This is a genomic window from Amycolatopsis sp. NBC_01488, assembly GCF_036227105.1.
GTDB lineage: Bacteria > Actinomycetota > Actinomycetes > Mycobacteriales > Pseudonocardiaceae > Amycolatopsis.
Map to the genome: position 1 here is coordinate 2,740,536 of NZ_CP109434.1, position 23,082 is coordinate 2,763,617.

The window sequence follows — 23,082 nt, forward strand, 5'->3', positions numbered from 1 at the left end:
GGCGTCAGCCGACGACGCGGCGCAGCAGGGCCGAGGTGTGCGGCTGCATCTCCTGGCCCATCATCGCGCGCTCCTCGACGTAGCCGAGGGAGCCCTCGACCAGGCCGTACAGCCGCTGGGCCGCCGTGACGTCCTTGGCCGTGGCCGTGCGGATCAGTGCGTCGGTGCCGAGCTCCCAGGACGTCTGGCTGCGCGGCTTGCCGTAGTACAGCTCGACGATGCCTGTGTTGTGCGTGAGCAGCAGCTCGATCGTGTCGTCCTCCTGCGGCCGCCAGAAGCCGGACTCGCGGGCGGCGGGGCGGATGACGGAGCCGTCTTCGGCCAGCAGCCACGAGCGGGACTCGTGGATGAGGAACGGGCGGCCGTCGTGGGAGATCGTCAGCTGCTGGGCGAACTTGCGAGGGCCCTCGATGGTCGGGTAGTCGACCTCGCCCTCACCGCGCCAGACGCCGACGAGCGGCAGCAGCGCGAGGCAGGCGTCATGGAGGTTCGGCCCCTCACGCAGGTTCGCGGTGTCGTTGGGGATGGGCAGGTCGTCCCACAGCGGAAGGTTGCGCACGCGGGTGCTCTCCGCGCGGATCTCCGCTGCCGCGATGGCTTCGTCGCCGCTGGCGCTCATCGGTCAGCGCTGGTCCGCGTACAGGCGGTAGACGACGTACACGGCGAACCAGGTGATCGCGACGCCCGCCAGCACCAAGAGGGTCGTAAACAAGGCTTCCACGGCTGGCAGCTTAGTCCGCGACCCGCCGCGGGGCCCGGCCCAGGGTCGCCGCGGTGAGCACGGTCACCCGGCCGGAACGCCGTGAAGGCCTCCCTGCCGGAGCAGGAAGGCCTTCACGGGTGAAACGAACTCAGCCGACGGAAATGGCCAGCTGGTGCAGGCCGGGCCCGTCCGCCGTGACGGACGCCTCGCCGTTGCCGGTGCGGTGCAGCGCGCGGACCGTCCACTCGCCCGGGGCCGCGTAGAAGCGGAAGTCGCCGTCGGCCGACGAGACCACCTCGCCGGTGAAGTCGCCGCCGCCGTCCAGGAGCCGGACGAACGCGCCGCCGACCGGCCCGTTCGCGCCGGTCACCTTGCCGGCCAGCACGACCTGGCCGCGCGTGTCGTAGTCCGCGGGCGTGGCCTCCTGGGCCGGTGCGCCGCAGCTGTCGTCAACCGCCATCACTTCGCTCCCAACTCGACCGGCACGCCGACCAGCGAGCCGTATTCCGTCCACGAACCGTCGTAGTTCTTGACGTCCTCGTAGCCCAGCAGCTCGTGCAGCGCGAACCAGGCGATGGAGGACCGCTCACCGATGCGGCAGTAGGCGATGGTGCCCTTGCCCTCGTCGATGCCCTCGTCCTTGTAGAGCTCCTTGATCTCGTCCTCGGTCTTGAAGGTGCCGTCCTCGTTGGCGACCTTCGCCCACGGCACGTTCAGCGCGCCGGGGATGTGGCCGGGGACCTGGGACTGCTCCTGCGGCAGGTGTGCCGGGGCGAGCAGCTTGCCGGAGAACTCGTCCGGCGACCGGACGTCGACGAAGTTCTTCGCGCCGATCGACTGGACGACCTCGTCGCGGAACGCGCGCAGCGACAGGTCCTGGTCCTGAGCCTGGTATTCGGTGCGGTCGCGCTTGACCTCGTCGGAGTTCAGCTCGCGGCCGTCGAGCTCCCACTTCTTGCGGCCGCCGTCGAGGAGCTTGACCTTGTCGTGGCCGTACAGCTTGAAGTACCAGTACGCGTACGCGGCGAACCAGTTGTTGTTGCCGCCGTACAGGATCACGAGGTCGTCGTTCGAAATGCCCTTCTCCGACAGGAGCTTCTCGAAGCCCTCCTTGGAGACGAAGTCGCGGCGCACCCCGTCCTGCAGGTCCTTCCGCCAGTCGAACTTCACCGCGCCCCGGATGTGGCCGGCGTCGTAGGCGGTGGTGTCCTCGTCGACCTCGGCGAACACGACGCCGGGGGTGTCCAGGTTCTCCTCGGCCCACTGGGTGGTGACCAGGACGTCTTCACGGCTCATGAAACGGACTCTCTTTCTGGGGTTGAACTTCAGGACGCGCGGGCGGGGGTGAAGCGTTTGATCAGCAAGTACATTTCGCAGCCCAGGCAGAAGTTGAAGGCCGCGTTGAGGAAGGCCGCGAACAGCGCGAACGCCGTCGCGACGATGCCGAGCGGGGCGATCCCCGCGGCGAAGCCGATCGTGCCGACGATGGCGAAGACGAACCCGACGGCCTGGGCGAACCGCAGCGGCGCCGCGTCCTCCCGCTCGTCGGTCGGGCCGAGGCGCGGGGCCACGAGCGTGCGGTACACGATCGAGTAGGGCGCCGGCTTCAGGCCGACGAACGCGCCGATGGCGAACACGACGGTCTGGATCGCCAGCAACGGCCACCACTGGGTGACCAGGACGACCGCGAGCACGATCGTCGTCAGGATGGCGGCGAACCGCGGGCCCCGCGGGTCGACGGCCGGTCCGGCGGACATGGTTCCTCCAGCTGGAGCAGAGGGGGTGCGTGCGAACGGCACGCGGCAGCGGCATCAGGGCTGGGGCAGGACCGGACGTGCTTCAGCGCCGGTCGGCGTGGGTGCGACACAGGCTGCTGCGGACGCGGCAGAGGTCGACTGCGCGTCGCTGCGTCAAGAAGGTGGTCAGCCCGGTCACGGGTGCGAGGGTACCCAGAGCTCCCTCAGAGTGGGAACCACGTTCATACCTTGGGACGATTCCCGGTACGTGGGACATGCCCTGGTCAGGACGTCCGAGTCGTGAGATGCGGCTTCAGCGCGGCCAGCAGCTCGGGGCCCTTGGGGACGCCGCCGACGCGCAGCAGCTCCCGGCCATCCGGGGTCAGCGCGATCGTGGTCGGGGTCCGCAGCACCGACAGCGACTGCGCGACCTCCGGCTGGTTCGTGACGTCCAGCTCGACGTGGTGCAGGCCGTCGGTCCGCTCGGCGAGCGGCTCGAGCACCGCCTTCGCGTGCCGGCACGGCGCGCAGAAGGTGGTGGAGATCTGGACCAGCGTCACGGCGGACGCCGGGTCGAGGGCGGCGGCGACGGGGCCGGGCAGCTCCCGGGCGGGCGAGGTGCGCGCGGTCCGCACCCGGCCGTTGCGGGCCTTCAGCAGCGCGCCGACGGCCACGCCGGCCACCAGCACCGCCACGAGCACCCACAGCCCCGTCACCGGCCGCCTCCTACTTGCTCAGCTGCGCGAACGACACGTTCGTCGCCTCGCCCTTGATCGTCACCGATCCGCTCTGCACCCGCACGCCGGTCGGGGTGACCGACAGCGGCAGGTCCTTGGTGTTGATCGACGCGTTGAAGTTCGGCATCAGCGCCTTCTGCACCGCTTGGGGAACGACGGTGGTCTCCTGGTCATTCCCGAACTGCAGCCGCTTGGGGAGGAAGTTGATCGTCCCGCCCTTCGCGTCCGCCTCGATCATCGCGAAGCAGAAGATTTCCAGATCCTTGCCCGCGAACTGAAGGTGTCCCGAGATGCGGACGCCGGTGCTCGACTGGTCCTGGTCGGCCTGGCCTCCGGTGGTGGTCGTCGTGGTCGGCGTCGGCTCGCTCTGCCCGCTGTCGCCGTTCTCGACGTAGTCGGTGGTCGCCGGCTCGATCCGCAGGTCCTTGATCTTGTCCAGCGGCGAGATCCGCGCCAGGTCGGCGGCCTTGATCGTGACCGAGCCGGTCAGCTTGCCGATCGTGATCGCCTTCGTGTTGCCGTTCGTGATGTCCGACAGCGGCGCGGTGACGTCTTCGAGCTCGGCGTTGAGCGCGACGTCCTGGAGCTTGTCGCCGACCGGCACGCCGGCGGCGGACACGCTGATGTGACTGTAGTCACCACCGAGCGCCTGCGTGAGGAACGGGAAGCCGTGGATCGTCACCGACGGGTCGTCGGTCAGCTGGAGCTGCGTGCGGGCCTTCTGGGAGATCATGTGCTCGGCGTACGCGGCGGCCCCGAAATCGGCGCCGACCAGCAGCAGCACCAGCACGACGAGGGCGATCACCCAGCGCCGGGCCCGGCGTCCGCGGCGCCGCGCGTCCGGCCTCGGTGCGGGTCGGTCGTCCCGGGTCACGGGCCTGCTCACCATCGCGTCCGTACTCCTGTTCGTCGGGGACACCGGGGGTTTCTCCAGGTGTGATCGATCCAGCAAGGGTTAGGTGCCCGGCCGTTCAACCGCTATTCTCACTTAGCACCGGCAAACGCCACCTGTGAGGCGACGACTTGTGAAGGCGGTGCGGCTGATGAGCCTGGACCTTCTGGTACTGACTGCGGAAGCCGACGCCACCTCGGTGCTGCCCGCGCTGGACCTGCTGCCGCACACCGTACGCGTCCGCGCTCCCGAGGTGACCGCCCTGCTCGACGCGGGCCACCGCGACGTCATCGTCCTCGACGCCCGCAGCGACCTGGCCTCGGCGAAGAGCCTCTGCCGGCTGCTCAAGGGCACCGGCGAGGAGGAGGCGGCCACGCCGATCATCGCCGTCGTCGGCGAGGGCGGGCTCGTCGCCGTGAGCGCCGAGTGGCGCACCGACGACATCCTGCTGCCCACCGCGGGCCCGGCCGAGGTCGACGCGCGGCTGCGGCTGGTCACGACCCGCGACGGCGGTTCCGCCCAGGTCGAAGCCGAGCTGCGGGTCGGCGAGCTGGTCATCGACGAGGCGACCTACACCGCCCGCCTGCGCAAGCGCACCCTCGAGCTGACCTACAAGGAGTTCGAGCTGCTCAAGTACCTCGCCCAGCACGCCGGCCGGGTGTTCACCCGCGCCCAGCTGCTGCAGGAGGTCTGGGGCTACGACTTCTTCGGCGGCACGCGCACGGTCGACGTGCACGTCCGGCGGCTGCGCGCCAAGCTCGGCCCGGAGCACGAGCAGATGATCGGCACCGTGCGCAACGTCGGCTACAAGTTCGAGCGGCCCGCCAAGGGTGTCGCACCGCGCCCCCCGGCTCCGGCCCCAGCCCCGACTGAGGTGCCGGCGGAGACCCCCGAACTCGCGCACTGACCGCGTCACACCTCCCAGGACGCACTGAAAGCCGTCGCGTTGCCTCGACCGCGGGTACGGTCACGGGGTGAGCGGAGACGGCGAATGGCGCCAGGAACTGGACGAGAAACAGCTCGAGGACGTCCGCGGGCTGCTGCTGGCCGTGCGTGAGGCCGACGGGCGGCCCGAGGTCGATGCCCAGGGGCCGCTGCCCGGTGAGTTCGACGGCGGTGAGCACCTCGTCGCCTGCATCGAGGGTGACGTGGTCGGTTACGCGCATCTCGACACCACGGGCGACTCCTTCGACCACCAGGTCGCCGAACTATTCGTGCACCCCGCCCACCGCAACCGCGGCTACGGCGCGAAGCTGCTCGAGGCGGTCGACCAGCGGGCCGCGGTCGGGTTCCGCGTCTGGGCGCACGGCGACCACCCGGCGGCGCAGCGGCTGGCGCACAAGACCGGCCTGGAGCGCAAGCGCGAGCTGCTGATCCTGCACGCCGACGTCAAGGACGCGGACTGGCCTGAGCCGCGGCTGCGCGAGGGCGTCTCGCTGCGGACGTTCGTGCCGGGGCAGGACGAGGACGCCGTCATCCGCGTCAACGCGCTGGCCTTCGACTGGCACCCCGAGCAGGGCGCGCTGACCGCCGACGACCTGCGCGCCGACGAAGCGCGGGCTTGGTTCGACCCGGAAGGCTTCTTCCTCGCCGAGCGAAAAGGCGAGGTCATCGGCTTCCACTGGACGAAGGTCCACGAGCCGACGCCGGGCCGCTTCGACGGCGAGCGCGTCGGCGAGGTCTACGTCGTCGGCGTCGACCCCGCGGCGCAGGGCGGCGGCCTCGGCCGGGCGCTGACGCTCGCCGGATTGCGGTACCTCGCGAGCCGCAGGCTGCGGCAGATCATCCTGTACGTCGAAGGCGACAACGCCCCGGCGCTCGCGGTCTACACCAAGCTCGGGTTCACGCCTCACGAAACCGACGTCCAATACGGTCGGTGACAACGATCAACGCCGTGCGAACACTTCGTCACGGTGCGCGAATGCGCAGGTCACGGCCGGGACACGGCCGGCTATCGGGGCAGTAGCACTGCTCACATCCTGAGCCTTGTTCACTTTGCGTTCATCTGGAGAGGGCCGACCGTCCACCGGCGCTGCCTAATGTCCGGATCCGGCGCGGCAGCACGCCGCGACGACCCGGTCAAGCTCCTGATGGAGGAAACAGCAGTGAAGATCATGCGGCCCCTGAGCGCGGTGGGCATCGTCGCGAGCGCCGCCCTCGTGCTCGCCGCCTGTGGTTCCGACCCCGCGGCGTCCAACAGCAGCAGCTCGAACTCCGCTTCGGCGCCCGCTGCCACCGGCACCGCCGACGTGGCCTGCGGTGGCAAGAGCCCGCTGTCCGCGGAAGGTTCGTCGGCCCAGAAGAACGCCATCGACATCTTCACGCAGCAGTACGGCAAGAAGTGCTCCGGCCAGCAGGTGAACTACAACCCGAGCGGTTCGGGCGCCGGCGTCAAGCAGTTCAACGCCAACCAGATCGACTTCGGCGGCTCCGACTCGCCGGTCACCGGCGCGGACCTCGACGCGGCCACCAAACGCTGCGCGAGCCCCGCCTGGAACATCCCGATGGTCGTCGGCCCGGTGGCCGTCGCCTACAAGCTTTCCGGTGTCGACAAGCTGACGCTGACCCCGTCGGTCATCGCCAAGATCTTCAGCGGTGGCATCACCAAGTGGAACGACCCGGCCATCAAGGGCGTCAAGGGCAACGAGAGCCTGAACCTGCCGGACAAGGCCATCCAGGTCGTCTCCCGCTCCGACGAGTCGGGCACCACCGACAACTTCCAGAAGTACCTCGGCGCGGCGGCGAAGGCCGACTGGACCAAGGGTGCCGGCAAGAAGTTCAACGGTGGCGTCGGCAACGGTGCGCAGGGCTCCAACGGCGTCGCGACCGCGGTGAAGGCCTCCGACGGCGGCATCACCTACGTCGAGGGCGCGTTCGCCAAGGACGGCCTGACCCCGGCCCTCATCGACAGCGGCTCCGGCGGTGTCGAGCTCAACGCGGCGAACGTGGCGAAGTCCCTCGACTCGGCCAAGTTCCTGCACGACGGCACGAACGACCTCGCGCTCGACCTCAACGGCATCTACGCCAGCAACACCCCGGGTGCCTACCCGCTGCTGCTGACGACCTACGAGATCGTCTGCTCGAAGTACGCGAACGCGGACGTTGCGAAGGCCGTCAAGGCGTTCCTGACGGTGGCCGCCACCGACGGTCAGCAGCCGCTGTCCGCCAAGGGTTATGTGCCGATCCCGCAGTCGCTGCAGACCAAGGTCCTGACCGCCGTCCAGGCGATCTCCTGACTGTTGCGACTGAGATCCGAGTGATAGAGGCTGGTCAGAACTAGCTGATGAGCGAGTCATCCTCGACGCGAACGCCCACCGGCGACCCCGGTGGGCGTTCGTCGTCCGCCACGACGCCCCCGGAGGTCCCGATTTCGGAGCAACCAGGCTCCTCGGCGGCGCCGCAGCCGCCCGCGAGCGAGAAACCGAAGAAGGTGCGACCCGGTGACCGCATCTTCCAGAACCTGACCACCGGGGCCGGGATCTTCGTCGTCGCCCTGATCGGCCTGATCGGGATCTTCCTGCTCATCCAGGCGATTCCGGCGCTGCAGGCCAACAAGGCCAACTTCCTCACCAACCACGGCTGGTCGACCAACGACCCGGCGAACATGTCGTTCGGCATCCTCGACCTGCTCGAGGTCACGGTGGCGACGTCGCTCGTGGCGCTGGTCATCGCGATGCCGATTTCCCTGGGCATCGCGCTGTTCCTGACGCAGTACGCGCCCGCCCGCCTCTCGCGCCCGTTCGCCTACGTCATCGACCTGCTCGCCGCGGTCCCCTCGATCATCTTCGGCCTCTGGGGCATCCTCGTGTTCGCCCCGGCGATCGAGCCGTTCTCGCAGTGGATCAACGACACGTTCTCGTGGTTCCCGCTGCTGGCGCCCGGCAACGTCTCGCCGAGCGTGCGCGGCACGATCTTCACCGCCGGCATCGTGCTGGCCGTGATGATCCTGCCGATCATCACGTCGCTCTCCCGCGAGGTGTTCGAGCGGACGCCGACCCCGCACATCGAAGGCGCGCTGGCGCTGGGCGCCACGCGCTGGGAGGTCATCCGCACGACCGTGCTGCCGTTCGGCAAGGCTGGCTACGTCGGCGCGTCGATGCTCGGCCTCGGCCGGGCGCTCGGCGAGACGATCGCGCTGGCGGTCATCCTGCTCATCCCCCAGGGCAAGAACTTCGACTGGAGCCTCTTCGACGGCGGGTCGACGTTCGCGTCGAAGATCGCCGCGAACTACAGCGAGTTCAACAACGAGACCTCGGCCGGCGCGTACATCGCGGCCGGTCTCGTGCTGTTCGTGCTCACGTTCCTCGTCAACTTCGCCGCGCGTTCGGTCATCGGGAAGAAGGTGGACTGACCATGACCGCCTCCACGCTCGAAGCGCCCGCGACCACGCCGGCGTTCCAGCAGGTCAGCCTGGCCCGCAAGGTCAAGAACGGCCTCGCGACCACGCTGGTCTGGCTCTCGTTCCTGATCGCCGTCGTCCCGCTGGTGTGGGTGCTGTACACGGTCGTCGCGAACGGCATCAAGCGCATCCCGTACAGCAACTGGTGGACCCAGGACTTCGGTGACGTCCTGTCCGACGAGGTCGGCGGCGGCGTGCTTCACGCCATCATCGGCAGCCTGCTGCAGGGCCTCGTCTGCGCGATCATCGCGGTGCCGATCGGCATGCTCGTCGCGATCTACCTCGTCGAGTACGGCCGCGGCAAGCTCGCCAAGGCCACCACGTTCATGGTCGACATCCTCTCCGGCGTCCCGTCGATCGTGGCCGCGCTGTTCATCTACGCGCTGTGGGTCACCTCGCTCGGCCTGCCGCGCAGCGGGTTCGCCGTGTCGCTCGCCTTGGTGCTGCTGATGATCCCGGTGGTCGTCCGCTCGTCGGAGGAGATGCTGCGGATCGTCCCGGACGACCTGCGCGAGGCGTCGTACGCGCTGGGCGTGCCGAAGTGGAAGACGATCATGAAGATCGTCCTGCCGACGGCCCTGTCCGGCATCGTCGGCGGCATCATGATGGCGCTGGCCCGCGTGATGGGCGAGACCGCGCCGCTGCTGGTGCTCGTCGGCTACTCGGCCTACACGCACTGGGACATCTTCAGCGGCGAGCAGGCGGCGTTGCCGCTGCTGATGAACAACGAACGCGTCAGCAACCCGATGGACCCGGGCTCGGTCGGCTTCGACCGGATCTGGGGCGCGGCGCTGACCCTGGTGCTCATCATCGCCCTGATCAACCTCCTCGCCACCGTGTTCGCGCGCCTTGTCGCCCCGAAGAAGAAGTGAGCTGTCAGCCATGGCCAAGCGAATCGACGTCAAGGACGTGGACATCTACTACGGCAAGTTCCACGCCGTGGACGGCGTCACCCTCTCGGTGCCGCCGCGCAACGTCACCGCGTTCATCGGCCCGTCGGGGTGTGGCAAGTCGACGGTGCTGCGCACGCTGAACCGCATGCACGAGGTCATCCCCGGCGCCCGCGTCGAGGGCGACGTCCTGCTGGACGGCGAGAACATCTACGCCTCGGCCGTCGACCCGGTCCAGGTGCGCCGCACGATCGGCATGGTGTTCCAGCGCCCCAACCCGTTCCCGACGATGTCCATCAAGGACAACGTCGTCGCGGGCCTGAGGCTGGGCGGCACCAAGGGCAAGAAGACCCTCGACGACATCGCCGAGCGCGCCCTGCGCGGCGCGAACCTGTGGAACGAGGTCAAGGACCGCCTCAACAAGCCGGGCGGCGGCCTGTCGGGCGGTCAGCAGCAGCGGCTGTGCATCGCCCGCGCGATCGCGGTCCAGCCGGACGTCCTGCTGATGGACGAGCCGTGCTCGGCCCTGGACCCGATCTCCACGCTGGCGATCGAGGACCTGATCGGCGAGCTGAAGAAGGACTACACGATCGTCATCGTCACGCACAACATGCAGCAGGCGGCGCGCGTGTCCGACCAGACGGCGTTCTTCAACCTGGCCGGCGTCGGCCAGCCGGGCCGGCTGGTGGAGCTCAACGACACGGAGAAGATCTTCTCCAACCCGGACGAGAAGGCCACGGAAGACTACATCTCCGGGCGTTTCGGCTGAGTGGTCCCGCTCCTGTGTCCTTTGTGGATCGACGAAGAAAGCCCCCGACACCGGTCGGGGGCTTTTCTCGTACCAGGACTCAGATGTCGTCGTCGGAGCCGTAGCCCGGCATCTTGCCGGTCACCACGAAGATCATCCGCTTCGCGACCGACACCGCGTGGTCGGCGTAGCGCTCGTAGAAGCGGCCCAGCAGCGTCACGTCGACCGCCGCGGCCACGCCGTGCGGCCACTCGCGGTCCATCAGGACGGTGAACAGGTGGCGGTGGATGTCGTCCACCTGGTCGTCGTCGGACTCCAGGCTCTTCGCCGCCTCGACGTCCTTCGACTTGATGACCTTTTCGGTCGACCGGGCCAGCTTGACCGCGACCTCGCCCATCTCGGCGAAGTACGGGCGCACCGCCTCGGGCAGCACCGGGTCGGGGTGACGGCGCCGGGCGGCCTTCGCCACGTGCAGTGCCAGGTCGCCCATCCGCTCCAGGCTTTCCGCGGCGTGGATCGCCGCCAGCACCGTGCGCAGATCGGTCGCCACCGGCGCCTGCAGGGCCAGCAGGGCGTACGCCTGCTCCTCGCACAGCGCGCGGGCGTCGTCGACCTTCGCGTCGTCGCTGATCACCTGCTCGGCGAGACCGAGGTCGACCTCCAGCAGCGCCCGCGTGGCGCGCTCCATGGCGTCGGCGACCTGGACCGACATCCCGGCCAGGTTGTCGGCGAGCTGTTCGAGTTCGACATGGTAAGCCTCACGCATGGCCCAACCCTACGGCCAACCGTGACCAAACACCGCATCGCCGGGTGAACCGCACGTGAACCCGGACTAACGATCCTCGTGGATCAGCCCGTGGTGCCGGTCTTCTTGCTGGTCGACGTCTTGCTGGTGGTCGTCTTGGTGGTCGTCTTCGACGACGACGACGACGAGGACGACTTCGACGTGCCGGTGCCGGCCGGCGGCGTCTGCTCGGCCGCCGGGACCGGCGCGTTCGGGTCCGGCAGCGGGGCGTTGCTGCGCAGCGCGTCGAAGAGGGCCTTCGCCTTGCTGCGGACGAGCACCTCGTTGCCGCGGCTGTTGGCCATTCCGGTCGTCGGCACGGTCAGGAACGAGATCTTCGACTGGTCGAGGCCCTTCATCGACTGCGCCAGCGTCATCATCTGCTTGACGCCGAGGTTGTCGCCGAAGGTGGCCTTCGCGAACGCCGTGATGAAGCCGCTCAGCTTGCCGGGGTCCAGCACGACGTCCGACGACATGACCTTCTTCAGCAGCGCGCCGATGAACTCCTGCTGCCGCTTGATGCGGCCGTAGTCCGACGTCGGGTCGCCCTTGACGTGCCGCGCGCGGACGAAGTTCAGCGCCTGGTCACCGGAGATCGTCACGTCGCCGGTCTGCAGCAGCACCTTGCCGAGGACGGTGTCGTCGATCGGGATCTCGTTGTGGACGGTGACGCCGTGCACCGCGTCGACCATCTCCTTGAAGCCGTTGAAGTCGATGCCGACGAAGTGGTTGATCCGCAGGCCGGTGAGCTGCTGGATCACCTTGGTCACGCACGACGGGCCGCCGACCGCGTAGGCGGTGTTGAGCTTCGCGATCTTCTGCTCGGGGACCTTCTCGTCGGTGTTCTTGCTCTGCGCGGGGTCCCAGCGCTGGCACTCGGGCCGGTCGATCTCGAGGTCGCGCGGGAACGACGTGACGACGACCCGTTTCCGGTCGGCCGGGATGTGCGCGACCATCACGGTGTCCGAGCGCGCGCCCGGCGTGCTGTCCGCGGTGCCGACGCCCTCTTCGGCCGACGCGCCGTCGCGGGAGTCCGAGCCGACCATGAGGAAGTTCTCGTCGTTGGCCTGCGCGTCGGCGTCCTGGATGTCGGACGAGTTCTCGTCGAGCGCGGAGACCTGCGTGAACTTGGCGTCGAAGTACGTCTGGGCGCCCCACGCGCCGCCGATGCCGAGGAACACGAGACCGGCGACGACGGCCGCGGCGATCCGGCCGAACCGGACCGAGCGCTCGATCTTCCGGGCCTTCTTCTCCTGGAGCCGGGTCTGCGCGGCCTTCTCGGCGTCGTCGTCTTCTTCGGGCGAAGGCGCTTGCGTGACGACGCGCTGAAGCGCCGTACGCGTGCTCTCGATCAGCGAAGTCGGCGAGAGGCGCTCACGGCGTTCGCGCCGCTTCGCCTCCTCGGCCTCCATCTCGTCGTGCGCGGCCGAGAACCGGGCGAGGGTGTGGTCGATCTTGCGGCGGTACTGCGTCGCCTCGTCGATCGCTTCCATCTCGTCGGTCATGGTCAGCGGGTCCAGCTCGGCCCGGGCGGGCACCGCGCCCGGACGCCGCTTCGGAGGCTCGGGAGCCGGGCGCTGCGGAGCCGGTGCGTCGGCCGCGGACCGGTTCGGCGCGGGGGCCTCGGGGCGCTTGGCCGCCGGCGATTCCGCGGTGGGCCGCTTGCGTGCGGGCGCCTCCGGGGGCGCCACGGCCTCGGCCGCGGGACGGCGAGGTGCGGCATTGTCGGGGACGGCCGCGGGGCGTCGAGGCGGGTCGGTGGCCGGGCGCTGGGGCACGGCGCCGTCGGGAGCGGCCACGGGACGCCGTCGGGGCGCGCTGTCGTCGGCCGTGGGGCGCTGACGGGCGCTGTCCGGGCGGCGGGGCGTGCCGTCGTCGGCCGCGGGGCGCTGGGCTGCGCCGTCCGGGGTAGCCGCGGGGCGGCGCAACCGCCGGGGCGGCTGGGCGGCGGCCGATGTCTGCTGCTGGCCCGGGTTCGGGGCCGGCGGGCGACGCTGGAGCGGTGCCTCGGGCAGCGGCGAAGCCGCCGTCGTGCGGCGCGGCTGACGCGGTCGCGGCGGGCGCGGTTGATGCGTGGCGTCCGTGGGTACTGGGTTCTCGGCGGGCGGCTGCGGTGCCCGCGAGCGCGGCGGCTGCGCGCTCCGCGCCGGAGCCGGCTGAGCAGGCGGTTCGGCGGCCCGCGCCCGGCGTCCTGGCTGCTCGGGACGGTCCTCGCGGCTCGGGAGGGGGCGGACGCCGGTGGACTTGGCGACGACGTCGGAGACGCTGATCCCGCCCTGGTCCTCCATCGACCGGCGTCGGCCGGTCCGGGGCCGCGCGGGACCGTCCGAACGGCGACCGGTTCCCGGGCTGTCGTGCTCGTCCGGCACTCGGTCTCCTTTCGCGCGATCGAAGGCGGGTTCGTGACTTGGCCGTCTTCCCCCGCGAGAGGTGATCGTTCCCCCGGAGGTTTTCGTTATCGTACGGATATCCCCCGTTCGTGACGACACCCTCCCGGAATTTTCTTCACCTTGAGTCGACGAACGGCCGCTCACCGTCGACAAACGGGTGAAGGCTGCCCGCAGCTTTCCGGGGTAAGGCGGGGTTTACGTTACTCAGAGTGGGTTATTAACTGCGTGCTTTGTGCGTCGTGATAGGCGACTTTGTTCCGCCCGGCCCGTTTGGCCGCGTAAAGCAGATCGTCCGCGCTGCGCAGCTGGCGCTCGGGCGGCGTCGGGGCGTCCGGCCCCTCGTGGGCGAGCCCGGCGCTGATGGTCACGTGCAGTCCCGGCTGGAGTTCTGACCAGGGGTGACGGGCGACGCGCAGGCGTGCCGCGTCGACGATGCGGACCGCGTGCCCGGCGTCGACGCCCGGCAGCCACAGCACGAACTCCTCGCCGCCGTACCGGGCGCAGAAGCCCTCCGGCGGCAGCTCCTCCTGGAGCAGGTCCGCCACCCGGCGGAGGACGCGGTCGCCGACGAGGTGACCGTACGTGTCGTTCACGCGCTTGAAGCGGTCGAGATCGACGAGCGCGATGCCCAGCGCCGGCCGCGGCCGGGCGGCCGTCCGATCGGTGAACGGTCCGTACAAGCGCTCGTCGAGGTACCGGCGGTTGAAGCTCGACGTCAGCGCGTCACGCAGGCTGCCGTCGCGCGCGATGTCCAGCGCGGAGCGGAGGTGCTGGTAGGCGCGGCGCCAGTCGCCCTGGGTGGCGAAGAGGGTCGCGACGGCCTCGTGCAGGCGCAGCAGGTCCGGCGGCTGCGGGCTCCGGCGCAGCACGCCTTCGTCCCCGGCGACCATGCCCACCTCCACCACGCATTGGTTGTCGTCGCAGTGGAGGCCGCGCTTGAGACGTGGGCGTGGGCGAAGGTGAATTTCGCTCAAACGGGACTACGACGGTGACTCTCCGGAGCGGTACCGTCAGAGCGCGGCGAACGGCTCGATGCCCTTGAGCTGAGGGAACTGGTCCTTGGCCCAGTAACTCACATTGGCCGTTTCGTCGACCAGTAGCTCTTGGTAGTCGGTCCAGCTCACCCAGCGCCAGTCGCCGACCTCGGCCGGGTTCGGCTCGGGCTCGGCGTCGGCCCAGGCGGCGAAGACCGGGCAGAACTCGTTCTCGACGATCCCCTGGAACGGCGGCGTCCGGTAGCGGTAGCTCGGCAGCACGCAGTGCAGCCCGGACAGCGACGGCAGCCCGATCTCGTAGGCCGCGCGCCGGCGGACGGCGTCTTCGAGGGCTTCGCCGGGCGCGGGGTGACCGCAGACGCTATTGGTCCAGACCCCCGGCCAGACCTTCTTGTGGAGCGCGCGCTGGGTGATCAGCAGCGCGTTGTCGCTGCGGCGCAGGACGTAGCAGGAGAAGGCCAGGTGCAACCGGGTGTGCTCGTGGTGGCTGGCCAGCTTCGGGCCGGTTTCGCCGGTGGGCACGCCGTCCTCGGTGACGAAGACGACCTGCTCGGTCTCGGGTTCGGTCGCGGTATCCACGGCCCCAGTGAACACGACCGGCCGGACCGCCTCGTACCGCGAGCCGGGTGGGTTACCGGCGGTCCGCCCGGCCGGGTGACGGGCCGCTACCGCGCGTCGAGGTGCTCGACGATGAGCGACGTCACGGCTTCCGGCGCCTCTTCCGGCACCCAGTGCGTGACGTCTTCGAGCATTTCGAACCGGTACGGCCCGGTGACCCAGTTCGCGGTGTCGAGGGCGGCGGTCGAACCGAACGAGACGTCCTCGGTGCTCCAGACGTACAGCGTCGGCACGGAGATCTTGCCGATCTTCCCACCCGGCCGGCCCGCGCGGTACCAGTTGAGCGCCGCGGTGAGCGCGCCCGGCTCGGTGAGCCGTCCGACGTAGTCGTCGATCTTCGACGGCGGGATGCGCCGCTCGAACATCTTCCGCAGCGCGCGGGCGTCGTTCTCCAGCATCCGGCGCTCGGTGACGCGGGTCTGCCGCCACTCGGTCATGTAGCGCGTCCGCAGGTGCTGGTCCTCGTCGTTCTTCATGGCATCGGCGAGCGCGGCGGGGTGCGGCGTCGAGACGACGGTGAGGCTGCGCAGGCGTTCGGGGTGCGCGTCGGCGGTCCACCACGCGACGGCGCCACCCCAGTCGTGCCCGACGAGGTCGAACTTCGGCCACCCCAGCTGTTCGGTGATGGCGACGACGTCCTCGACGAGGTGGTCGATCGAGTAGTCGGTCGCCTGTTCCGGCCGGACATCGGGCGAGTAGCCCCGCTGATCCGGCGCGACGGCCCGGTACCCGAGCACCCCCAGCGTGGCGACCTGGTGCTCCCACTCGACGGCGGCTTCGGGAAAGCCGTGCAGCAGCAGCACGGGCCGCCCGTCTTCGGGCCCGGCGGCGATGGCGTCGAAGGAACCGGCCTCGGTGGGGATGCTGATGTGGTCGATCACGAGCCCGAATCTACTTCGCCCGGTTGAACGTCCGGTGTCAGCCCAGCACCTCGTCCGTCGTGGCGACCTTCACCAACGGCTCGTAAAGCCGCATGATGTCCAGCGCCTTCGCGTGGCTCTCGTCGTCCACGCCCGCGCACGCGTCGGACACCACCGTCACCGACACGCCCGCGTCCGCCGCCGCCAGCGCTGTCGACAGCACGCAGCAGTCCGTCGACACTCCCGCCAGTACCAGCCGGGCGCCGCCCACGCGCGTCGCCAGGCGGGGGGTCCACTTGCCGAACGTGGTCGCGTCCACTGTGGACTTCGGCTCGAACTCGGAGATCACCTGGTACAGCGGCGCGTCCGGCGGACGCAACGCGAACGGCCACTGCTCGTAGTACTGCTTCCAAGCCCCTTCCGGGCGCGCCGGCGCGATGAACCGCGTGAACACGACGTCGTCGCCGAACGCGTCCACCAAGCGGTGGATCGGCGGGAGCACCTCGGCGAAGCGCGGGGTGAACCACTCGCTCGCCGGGGTGGCGAAGACGTTCTGCAGGTCGATGACCGCCAGGATCGACCTCACGCCGCCTCCTGCGCGCGGATGCGTTGCCGCGTGAGCAAAGTGACGGCGAAACCGAGCGCCAGCGCCACCAGGACGCCGAGGTTCGCGAACGCCCACGAGCCGTCGCGGCCGCCGAGGCCGACCGGCTCGAGCAGGTAGCCCTGCCACTTCAGCCAGTCCGCGGACGTGTTCGTCACCAGGCCCCAGCCGAGCGCCGTCGCGAGCAGCACCAGCGCGATCGGCCCGACCCGGACGTCGCCGTAGCGGCCGGCCGGGTCGAACAGGTCCGGCTCGGCGTAGTCGCGCCGGCGCAGCAGGACGTCCGCGAGCATCACGCCGCACCACGCCGCCACCGGCACGCCCAGCGTCACCAGGAAACCCTGGAACTGGCCGAGGAACTCGCCGCCGAAGAACACGATGTAGACCGTGCCGAGCACCATGATCACGCCGTCCAGGAGCGCCGCCACCGGCCGCCGCACGCGCAGCCCGGCCGACAGCAGCGCCAGCCCGGACGAATAGATGTCCAGCACCGCGCCGCCGACCAGGCCGAGCACCGCGACGATCGCGAACGGCACCAGGAACCACAGCGGCAGCACGGTCGTGAGCGCGCCGATCGGGTCGGCCGCGATGGCCTTGCTCAGGTCGGGCGACGAGCCGGCCAGCAGCAGCCCGAACACCAGCAGCACCAGGGGTGCCACCGACGCGCCGAACGTCGTCCAGCCGACCACGCCGCGGCTCGACGACGAGCGCGGCAGGTAGCGCGAGTAGTCCGCGGCCGCGTTGACCCAGCCGAGGCCGAAGCCGGTCATCAGGAACACCAGCGCGCCGACCCACTGCTGCGCCGAGCCGGCCGGCAGCGCGCGGACGGTGTCCCAGTGCACGTCCCCGGCGACCAGCACGACGTAGACGATCGTCAGGACGCCGGTGATCCAGGTGATCCACGTCTGCAGCTTCATGATCGCGTCGAAGCCGAGCACCCCGGCCACGACGGTCAGCGCGGCGACCACGACCAGCGCGATCACCTTCGTCGGCGTCCCGCCGCCCCAGCCGAGGCGTTCGAACACGGTCGACGTCGCGAGCGTCGCCAGCGCGGCCAGCACGGTTTCCCAGCCGACCGTGAGCAGCCACGAGATCGCCGACGGCAGCCGGTTGCCCCGGACCCCGAACGCCGCGCGCGAGAGCAGCATCGTCGGCGCCGACCCGCGTTTGCCCGCGATCGCGATGAACCCGCAGAGCAGGAACGAGAACAGGATGCCGACGACACCGGCGACCAGCGCCTGCCAGAACGAGATGCCGAAGCCGAGCGTGAACGAGCCGTAGCTCAGCCCCAAGACCGACACGTTCGCGCCGAACCACGGCCAGAACAGCTGCCGCGGGCGGCCGCGGCGCTCGGCGTCGTCGATCACGTCGAGGCCGTTGGTCTCCACCTGGAGCTTCCGGCTGCCCGTTTCGGTCATGGCCCGTCCCTGGTCAGTAGGTGCTCCGACTCTGCCCGGTCCGTCGTCTCAGCGCGAGCAGTTCGTCGACCAGCGGCCCGAATTCGAGCCGGTTCACCGATAGCACGGTCTCGACGACGTCGGGGCGGAAGGCGTCGACGCCGTGCGCGGCACCGAGCATCGCGCCGCAGATCGCCGCGACGGTGTCGGTGTCGCCGCCCAGCCCGGCGGCCAGGCGCAACGCCGCCGGCGGGTCGTCGCCCATGGCCTCGGCCAGCGCGAACGCGGCCACGACGGACTCCTGCGACGCGACCGACGTCCCGATCACCCGGGCGACCGCGTCGGCGACGGCGTCCGGCTTCATGCCCCGCACCCAGCCGCGGGCCCAGTGGATCCGGGCCGCGATCTCGCCGCCGGGCGCCCAGTGCCCGCGCTCCCCGCCGACGACGGCCGCGCGCTCGCCGGCGTCGAGCGCTTCGGGCAGGCTCGCGCCGTCGACCCCGGCGGAGACGGCGGCCGCGACCGCGGCGGCCGACGCGATGCCGAGGCTGGTGTTGTGCGTGACGCGCGCGGTCGCGACGACGGCGTCGACCAGCCGGTGGAGATCTTCGGCGGGCGTCGCGATGCCGACCGGCGTGACGCGCATGGCGGCACCGTTGGTCGTCCCGGTCCGGCCGGCCTCTTCGGCCGGGACGCCGTCCTGCAGCAGGGAAAGCGCGCGTTTCGTCGACGGTCCGAGCAGGTCCGCCGAGCCACGGCGAACCATGTCCGCCTCCCAGATGAGCAGGGCGTCGGCGAAGACGTGCGGCTCGACGGTGCCGCGGCCGTCGATGAGGAGGCGGGCCAGCAGGACGGCCTGCTCGGTGTCGTCGGTGACCGACCCGGCGGGCATCGAGGGCGCGACCGGCTGCTCGGCGACGGCGGTGAGCAGGCCGGTGACCGGCCCGTAGGCGGCGGCGATCGCGGCGCGGGACATGGACTGCGTCGGCATGCCGAGCGCGTCGCCGACGGCGAGCCCGGTGAACGCGCCGACCGCCCGGTCCCGCGCGTTCACCGGTGTCCGAAGGTGAGGTGGAACTGGAACCGGTCCGGGTCCAGCAGGCTGACGACCCGCTCGACGAGCCGGCCTTCGACGTCGACCGAAGTGCGTTCGGCCCGGAGGAAGAGCTCGCCGATGCTGCGGCCGAGGAGCCCGGCGGTGTGGGCGTCGAGGCGTTCGGTGCTGATCCACTGGTCGCCACCGACGGAGATCCGCCCGGCGGCTTCGAGGGTCTTGGTGAGGGAGCCGTCCCGCAGGCCGGTCTCGGGGAGCTCGGCGAGCGGACCGGCGGCGGAGACGGTGGCGGTTTCGAGCGAGACGCCGCGGTCGTGCTCCCGCCGCAGCCGCTTGACGGCGACGTAGGTCTTCTCGCCGAACTCCTCTTCGAGGGCCCGGTCTTCGACGGTCTCGATGCCGAGGAGCTGCGTGGTGACGGGCGCGCCGGCGTCGGCGAGGGCGCGGGCCCAGCCGAGCCGCTGGTCGAGCTGGACGCCGTCGAAGGTGACGAACGACCCGACGCCGGCCTGGGTGGAGATCAGTTCGAGCTGCTGGAGCTCGGAGAGGGCGCTGCGGACGGTGCCGCGGCTGACCTGGTACTGCTCGGCGAGCTGGTTCTCACCCGGGAGACGCTCGCCGTGCGCGAGGCGACCCGAGCGGATCAGGTCGGAGAGGTCGCCGACGAGCTGCTGCCGCTTGCTGTACATGTACATACCTGTACACGCTGCGTTCGTCCTGGTCAAGCGCGGAAATCGGCGGTGGTCGTGCTCGCCGCCGGATAAGGTCCGCTGGTGAGGATGCGAACCAGGGCTGAGCCGAGCTGTTACTGCTGCGGTAAGAAGCTCGATCCCGGTCACCTGGCGTGGAACTACGTCTGGCCCGATCTGCTCGCCGTGCTCGCCAAGCGCGAGCGCAAGAAGGCGCTGCGGTTCCATTCGGACGCGTTCCTCGTCGCCGACGGCTTCGGGGCGGCCATCCGGGTCATCCTGCCGATCCACCTGGATTCGGGGCACACCGCGACGCTCGGTGTCTGGCTGGGGCTGGACGGCGAGGACGCGAACCGGGTCAACAGCGCCGCCCGTGACGGTGGTGCCGCGTGGATCGGGTGCACCTTCGACGGGACGCTGCTCAACCACGTCCCGCCGTTCCCGGACACGTACTACTCGCGGATCACCGCGGTCGCCTCCGAAGAGCGGACGCTGGCCCGGGTGACCGACAGCGCGGACGAGGCGTTCAAGCGGATCCTCACCGGAACCTGGCCGCACGCCGAGTTCCTCCGCGCGCGGCCCCGCTGACGTCAGGCGGCGACGAGCTGCTGGACGCCGGCTCCGGCCTCGCGGGCCACCAGCTCGCCGGCTTCCTTCGCCACCGCCCCGGCGACCAGCATGATCACCGCGAACGAGCCCACGAAGAGGACGGTGCTCAGCCAGACCATGGTCGAGACGGGCAGGGTGCAGGCGCCGACGACGCGAGCAGCGCTTTCGAGCACGAACCCGACACCCCAGATGATGCTGCTGCGCCGCAGGACGGTGGCGAACCTTCGGTTGCCCTGCAGGCGTTCCCAGGCGGCTTCGTGGTCGGCCTTGCCGTGGGTGAGGAACGGGCGCAGGGCCTTCGTCATGATCGGCTGCGCGGTGAACGCGGAGACCAGGATGACGAGCCCGGTGATCCCGCTCCCGATCGAGTCCTTGGCGATCATCATGCGCGCGTCGCCGGAGACGAAGGTCAGCAGCATCCCGGCGACGTTGGTCACGAGGACCACGAGCGCGAGGCCGTTGACGGTGCGGTTCTTGGCGAACTGGTAAAGGGTCCGGGCCAGCGGGAAGACCCCGGAGAGGGCGAGCGCGGTGAAGTCGCTCGCGCCGAGCGAGTGGAGTCCGTAGTAGACGCCGAGCGGGACCGCGATTTCGATGCCGAGGGTCTTGAGCGGAGCGGCGGGTGCGTTGTCATTCGTCATGCGAAAAGCTTGGCGCGGTACGGGGTTCCGCGGAGATGCGATCCGCCACGATCAGGGGATGACAGATGTCACGACCTCACGTTCGGCACGGCCGGGTCGTCGTGCGGGTATGGCGACATTCCTGCGTTCACGATCGGCCTGCAGCTCAGCCGCCCGAGTGCATGTCTTCCGCCTCGGGGACGCAGTCGTCGTCCGGGTCGTCCAGCCAGCCGTGCGGCAGTGTGACCTTGCCCGGCGAGCCCTGGCGTCCGCGGGGGCCGTCGGCGTTGGCGGGGAACGGGGCGTCGTGGTCGAGGCGGCCGATGAGGTCGTCGAGTTCGGTCAGGCTGGACACCATCGCGAAGCCGCGCCGCAGTTCCGAACCGACCGGGAAGTTCATGAAGTACCAGGCCATGTGCTTGCGCAGGTCGCGCAGGGCCTTGGTCTCGCCATCGTGCTGGATGAGCAGCTCGGCGTGCCGGCGCAGGACGCGCGAAACTTCCCCCAGGTTGGGCGGGGTCGGCAGCGGGCGGCCCGCGAACGCGGCCTCCAGCTCGCCGAACAGCCACGGCCGGCCCAGGCAGCCGCGGCCGACGACCACGCCGTCGCAACCGGTCTCGGCGACCATGCGCAGGGCGTCGGCGGCGCTGAAGATGTCGCCGTTGCCGAGCACGGGGATGCTGGTCACGGCCTCCTTCAGCGCCGCGATCTTCGTCCAGTCGGCCTGGCCGGAGTAGCGCTGCGCGGCGGTGCGCGCGTGCAGGCTGACCGCGGCCGCGCCCTCGGCTTCGGCGATGCGGCCGGCGTCGAGGTAGGTGCGGTGGTCGTCGTCGATGCCGATGCGGAACTTGACCGTGAACGGCACGTCCCCGGCGGCCTTCGCGGACTCCCGGACGATCGCCTCGAACAGCTTCCGCTTGAACGGCAGCGCCGCTCCGCCACCCTTGCGCGTCACCTTCGCGACCGGGCAGCCGAAGTTGGAGTCGACGTGGTCGGCGAGCCCCTCCCCGACGATGATCCGGACGGCTTCGGCCATGGTCTTCGGGTCGACGCCGTAAAGCTGCATGGACCGAGGCTTTTCGTTCGCCCCGAAGGTCATCATGTGCATGGTCCCGGGGTGCCGTTCGACGACGGCCCGCGCGGTGATCATCTCGCACACGTAGATACCGGCGCCGTACTCGGCGCACAGCTGCCGGAAGGCGACGTTGGTGATGCCGGCCATCGGAGCGAGCACCACTGGCGGATCGACCTGGTAGGGGCCGATCTTCAGGGCGGGCTTGCTCAAGGTGGCGGTCACGTCCTCCATTGTCGCCTGTGGTGTCGATCACGTCGACCAGGGGCAGCCGAACGACCGTAGGGTTCGGACATGACCGAGAAGCCCCTGCGCTGGGGAATCATGGGGACCGGCGGCATCGCCCGTGCCTTCGCCGAAGACCTGAAGCTGACCGGGTCCGGCGTCGTCGCCGCGGTCGGGTCGCGGACGGCCGAAAGCGCCGCTGCCTTCGCCGAGCCGCGAGGCGTCCCTACCCGGCACGGCAGTTACGAAGCCCTCGCGAACGATCCGGACGTCGACGTCGTCTACGTCGCCACGCCGCATCCCCTGCACCACGGCAACGCGCGGCTCGCGCTCGAGGCAGGCAAGCCCGTGCTGGTCGAGAAGCCGTTCACGATGAACGCCGCCGAAGCCCGCGACCTCGTCGCGCTGGCGAGGGACCGAAACCTCTTCCTCATGGAAGCGATGTGGACGCGCTTCCTGCCGCACATCCGGCACGTCCGCGAGCTGCTGCCGAGCCTCGGCGACGTCGTCACCGTCGCCGCCGACCACGGCCAGTGGTTCGCCGAAGACCCCGCCTTCCGGCTGTTCGCACCCGGACTCGGCGGGGGCGCCCTGCTCGACCTGGGGATCTACCCGGTTTCGTTCGCGTCGATGGTCCTCGGCACGCCCGAGCGCGTCGTCGCGATGGCGACTCCCTCGTTCACCGGCGTCGACGCGCAGACGTCGATGCTGTTCGGCTACGCGAGCGGCGCGCAGGCCGTGCTGACCTGCACGTTGAGCGCGGTTTCGCCGACCACCGCGTCGATCGTCGGCACGGACGCGCGGATCGAGATCGACGGGCCGTTCTACGCACCCGCGTCCTTCACGCTCATCCCGCGCGACGGCGAGCGGAGCCGCTTCGAGTACGTCGACGAGGGCCGTGGCCTGCGGCATCAAGCCGACGAGGTGGCGCGGTTGCTGGCCGCCGGCGAGACCGAGAGCCCGCTCATGCCGCTCGACGAGACCGTCTCGATCATGACGACCATGGACCAGGTACTCAGCGCGGTTGAGTAGTGCTACGGATCCGCCGGTGGCCCCTGGT

At 70.2% G+C, this 23,082-nt stretch carries 26 protein-coding genes; 8 read left to right on the forward strand and 18 right to left on the reverse strand.

Going from position 1 to position 23,082, the window contains the following annotated elements:
* Window positions 1-4: 4 nt before the first annotated feature.
* From OG738_RS13225 to OG738_RS13250, 7 genes are all read right to left on the reverse strand, one after another.
* The gene (locus OG738_RS13225) at window positions 5-619 is read right to left on the reverse strand and encodes an FABP family protein (protein WP_329053985.1); all 615 of its coding nucleotides are present in this window, start codon (window positions 617-619) and stop codon (window positions 5-7) included.
* 232 nt (window positions 620-851) lie between these two features.
* Complete coding sequence (locus tag OG738_RS13230; protein ID WP_329053986.1) at window positions 852-1,163, reverse strand: DUF1416 domain-containing protein; 312 nt, start codon at window positions 1,161-1,163, stop codon at window positions 852-854.
* The gene (locus tag OG738_RS13235; protein WP_329053987.1) at window positions 1,163-1,999 is read right to left on the reverse strand and encodes a sulfurtransferase; all 837 of its coding nucleotides are present in this window, start codon (window positions 1,997-1,999) and stop codon (window positions 1,163-1,165) included. Before OG738_RS13235 ends, OG738_RS13230 begins: the two co-directional genes overlap by 1 nt.
* Before the next feature lie 29 nt (window positions 2,000-2,028).
* The gene (locus OG738_RS13240; protein ID WP_329053988.1) at window positions 2,029-2,460 is read right to left on the reverse strand and encodes a DUF4395 domain-containing protein; all 432 of its coding nucleotides are present in this window, start codon (window positions 2,458-2,460) and stop codon (window positions 2,029-2,031) included.
* Window positions 2,461-2,542: 82 nt separating this feature from the next.
* Complete coding sequence (locus tag OG738_RS44660; RefSeq protein WP_442875897.1) at window positions 2,543-2,716, reverse strand: putative leader peptide; 174 nt, start codon at window positions 2,714-2,716, stop codon at window positions 2,543-2,545.
* Between the two features lie 7 nt (window positions 2,717-2,723).
* Complete coding sequence (locus tag OG738_RS13245) at window positions 2,724-3,155, reverse strand: TlpA family protein disulfide reductase (protein ID WP_329053990.1); 432 nt, start codon at window positions 3,153-3,155, stop codon at window positions 2,724-2,726.
* A gap of 10 nt (window positions 3,156-3,165) precedes the next feature.
* Window positions 3,166-4,065 (reverse strand): LmeA family phospholipid-binding protein, encoded by a 900-nt coding sequence (locus tag OG738_RS13250; protein WP_329053991.1) that lies wholly within the window; start codon window positions 4,063-4,065, stop codon window positions 3,166-3,168.
* A gap of 154 nt (window positions 4,066-4,219) precedes the next feature.
* Between OG738_RS13250 and OG738_RS13255 the strand changes: the two genes are divergently transcribed.
* From OG738_RS13255 to pstB, 6 genes are all read left to right on the forward strand, one after another.
* Window positions 4,220-4,975 carry a response regulator transcription factor gene (locus OG738_RS13255; protein ID WP_329053992.1) on the forward strand — a complete coding sequence of 252 codons (756 nt, stop codon included), beginning with the start codon at window positions 4,220-4,222 and terminating at the stop codon, window positions 4,973-4,975.
* Window positions 4,976-5,042: 67 nt separating this feature from the next.
* Window positions 5,043-5,948 (forward strand): mycothiol synthase, encoded by a 906-nt coding sequence (gene mshD, locus OG738_RS13260; RefSeq protein WP_329053993.1) that lies wholly within the window; start codon window positions 5,043-5,045, stop codon window positions 5,946-5,948.
* A 225-nt stretch (window positions 5,949-6,173) separates the two neighbouring features.
* The gene (gene pstS, locus OG738_RS13265) at window positions 6,174-7,304 is read left to right on the forward strand and encodes a phosphate ABC transporter substrate-binding protein PstS (protein WP_329053994.1); all 1,131 of its coding nucleotides are present in this window, start codon (window positions 6,174-6,176) and stop codon (window positions 7,302-7,304) included.
* A gap of 194 nt (window positions 7,305-7,498) precedes the next feature.
* A complete protein-coding gene (gene pstC, locus OG738_RS13270; RefSeq protein WP_329056692.1) occupies window positions 7,499-8,419 on the forward strand; it encodes a phosphate ABC transporter permease subunit PstC in 921 nt (306 codons plus the stop codon).
* A gap of 2 nt (window positions 8,420-8,421) precedes the next feature.
* The gene (pstA, locus tag OG738_RS13275) at window positions 8,422-9,339 is read left to right on the forward strand and encodes a phosphate ABC transporter permease PstA (RefSeq protein WP_329053995.1); all 918 of its coding nucleotides are present in this window, start codon (window positions 8,422-8,424) and stop codon (window positions 9,337-9,339) included.
* Between the two features lie 10 nt (window positions 9,340-9,349).
* Window positions 9,350-10,126: a phosphate ABC transporter ATP-binding protein PstB gene (pstB, locus tag OG738_RS13280; RefSeq protein ID WP_329053996.1), complete on the forward strand. Its 777-nt coding sequence runs from the start codon at window positions 9,350-9,352 to the stop codon at window positions 10,124-10,126.
* A gap of 79 nt (window positions 10,127-10,205) precedes the next feature.
* On the opposite strand, the gene phoU is transcribed toward pstB, so the two are convergent.
* The 9 genes from phoU to OG738_RS13325 all read right to left on the reverse strand — a co-directional run bounded on the left by phoU (window position 10,206) and on the right by OG738_RS13325 (window position 19,502).
* On the reverse strand, window positions 10,206-10,871 hold the full coding sequence (gene phoU, locus OG738_RS13285; RefSeq protein ID WP_329053998.1) for a phosphate signaling complex protein PhoU: 666 nt from the start codon (window positions 10,869-10,871) through the stop codon (window positions 10,206-10,208).
* Window positions 10,872-10,954: 83 nt separating this feature from the next.
* Entirely contained in the window at window positions 10,955-12,427 is a 1,473-nt protein-coding gene (locus OG738_RS13290) for an LCP family protein (RefSeq protein ID WP_329056693.1), read from the reverse strand.
* Between the two features lie 1,052 nt (window positions 12,428-13,479).
* Window positions 13,480-14,169, reverse strand: coding sequence for a GGDEF domain-containing protein (locus OG738_RS13295; protein ID WP_329053999.1), 690 nt, complete (start codon window positions 14,167-14,169; stop codon window positions 13,480-13,482).
* 120 nt (window positions 14,170-14,289) lie between these two features.
* Entirely contained in the window at window positions 14,290-14,853 is a 564-nt protein-coding gene (gene idi, locus OG738_RS13300) for an isopentenyl-diphosphate Delta-isomerase (protein WP_329054001.1), read from the reverse strand.
* A gap of 86 nt (window positions 14,854-14,939) precedes the next feature.
* Window positions 14,940-15,773 (reverse strand): alpha/beta fold hydrolase, encoded by an 834-nt coding sequence (locus tag OG738_RS13305; protein ID WP_329054002.1) that lies wholly within the window; start codon window positions 15,771-15,773, stop codon window positions 14,940-14,942.
* A 37-nt stretch (window positions 15,774-15,810) separates the two neighbouring features.
* The gene (locus OG738_RS13310) at window positions 15,811-16,338 is read right to left on the reverse strand and encodes a cysteine hydrolase family protein (protein ID WP_329054004.1); all 528 of its coding nucleotides are present in this window, start codon (window positions 16,336-16,338) and stop codon (window positions 15,811-15,813) included.
* Window positions 16,335-17,774 carry a purine-cytosine permease family protein gene (locus OG738_RS13315; protein ID WP_329054006.1) on the reverse strand — a complete coding sequence of 480 codons (1,440 nt, stop codon included), beginning with the start codon at window positions 17,772-17,774 and terminating at the stop codon, window positions 16,335-16,337. Before OG738_RS13315 ends, OG738_RS13310 begins: the two co-directional genes overlap by 4 nt.
* Window positions 17,775-17,787: 13 nt before the next feature.
* On the reverse strand, window positions 17,788-18,807 hold the full coding sequence (locus tag OG738_RS13320; protein ID WP_329054007.1) for an ADP-ribosylglycohydrolase family protein: 1,020 nt from the start codon (window positions 18,805-18,807) through the stop codon (window positions 17,788-17,790).
* A complete protein-coding gene (locus OG738_RS13325) occupies window positions 18,804-19,502 on the reverse strand; it encodes a GntR family transcriptional regulator (RefSeq protein WP_329054009.1) in 699 nt (232 codons plus the stop codon). The genes OG738_RS13320 and OG738_RS13325 overlap by 4 nt, the downstream gene beginning before the upstream one ends.
* A gap of 84 nt (window positions 19,503-19,586) precedes the next feature.
* Between OG738_RS13325 and OG738_RS13330 the strand changes: the two genes are divergently transcribed.
* A complete protein-coding gene (locus tag OG738_RS13330; protein ID WP_329054011.1) occupies window positions 19,587-20,084 on the forward strand; it encodes a DUF2199 domain-containing protein in 498 nt (165 codons plus the stop codon).
* A gap of 2 nt (window positions 20,085-20,086) precedes the next feature.
* Here the strand turns inward: OG738_RS13330 and OG738_RS13335 are convergent, their stop codons facing one another.
* Together OG738_RS13335 and dusB are read right to left on the reverse strand one after the other, a co-directional pair.
* A complete protein-coding gene (locus OG738_RS13335) occupies window positions 20,087-20,746 on the reverse strand; it encodes a VC0807 family protein (protein WP_329054012.1) in 660 nt (219 codons plus the stop codon).
* Between the two features lie 145 nt (window positions 20,747-20,891).
* Window positions 20,892-22,031, reverse strand: coding sequence for a tRNA dihydrouridine synthase DusB (dusB, locus tag OG738_RS13340; RefSeq protein WP_329054014.1), 1,140 nt, complete (start codon window positions 22,029-22,031; stop codon window positions 20,892-20,894).
* 60 nt (window positions 22,032-22,091) lie between these two features.
* Between dusB and OG738_RS13345 the strand changes: the two genes are divergently transcribed.
* Complete coding sequence (locus tag OG738_RS13345; RefSeq protein ID WP_329054017.1) at window positions 22,092-23,054, forward strand: Gfo/Idh/MocA family protein; 963 nt, start codon at window positions 22,092-22,094, stop codon at window positions 23,052-23,054.
* Window positions 23,055-23,082 lie beyond the last annotated feature (28 nt).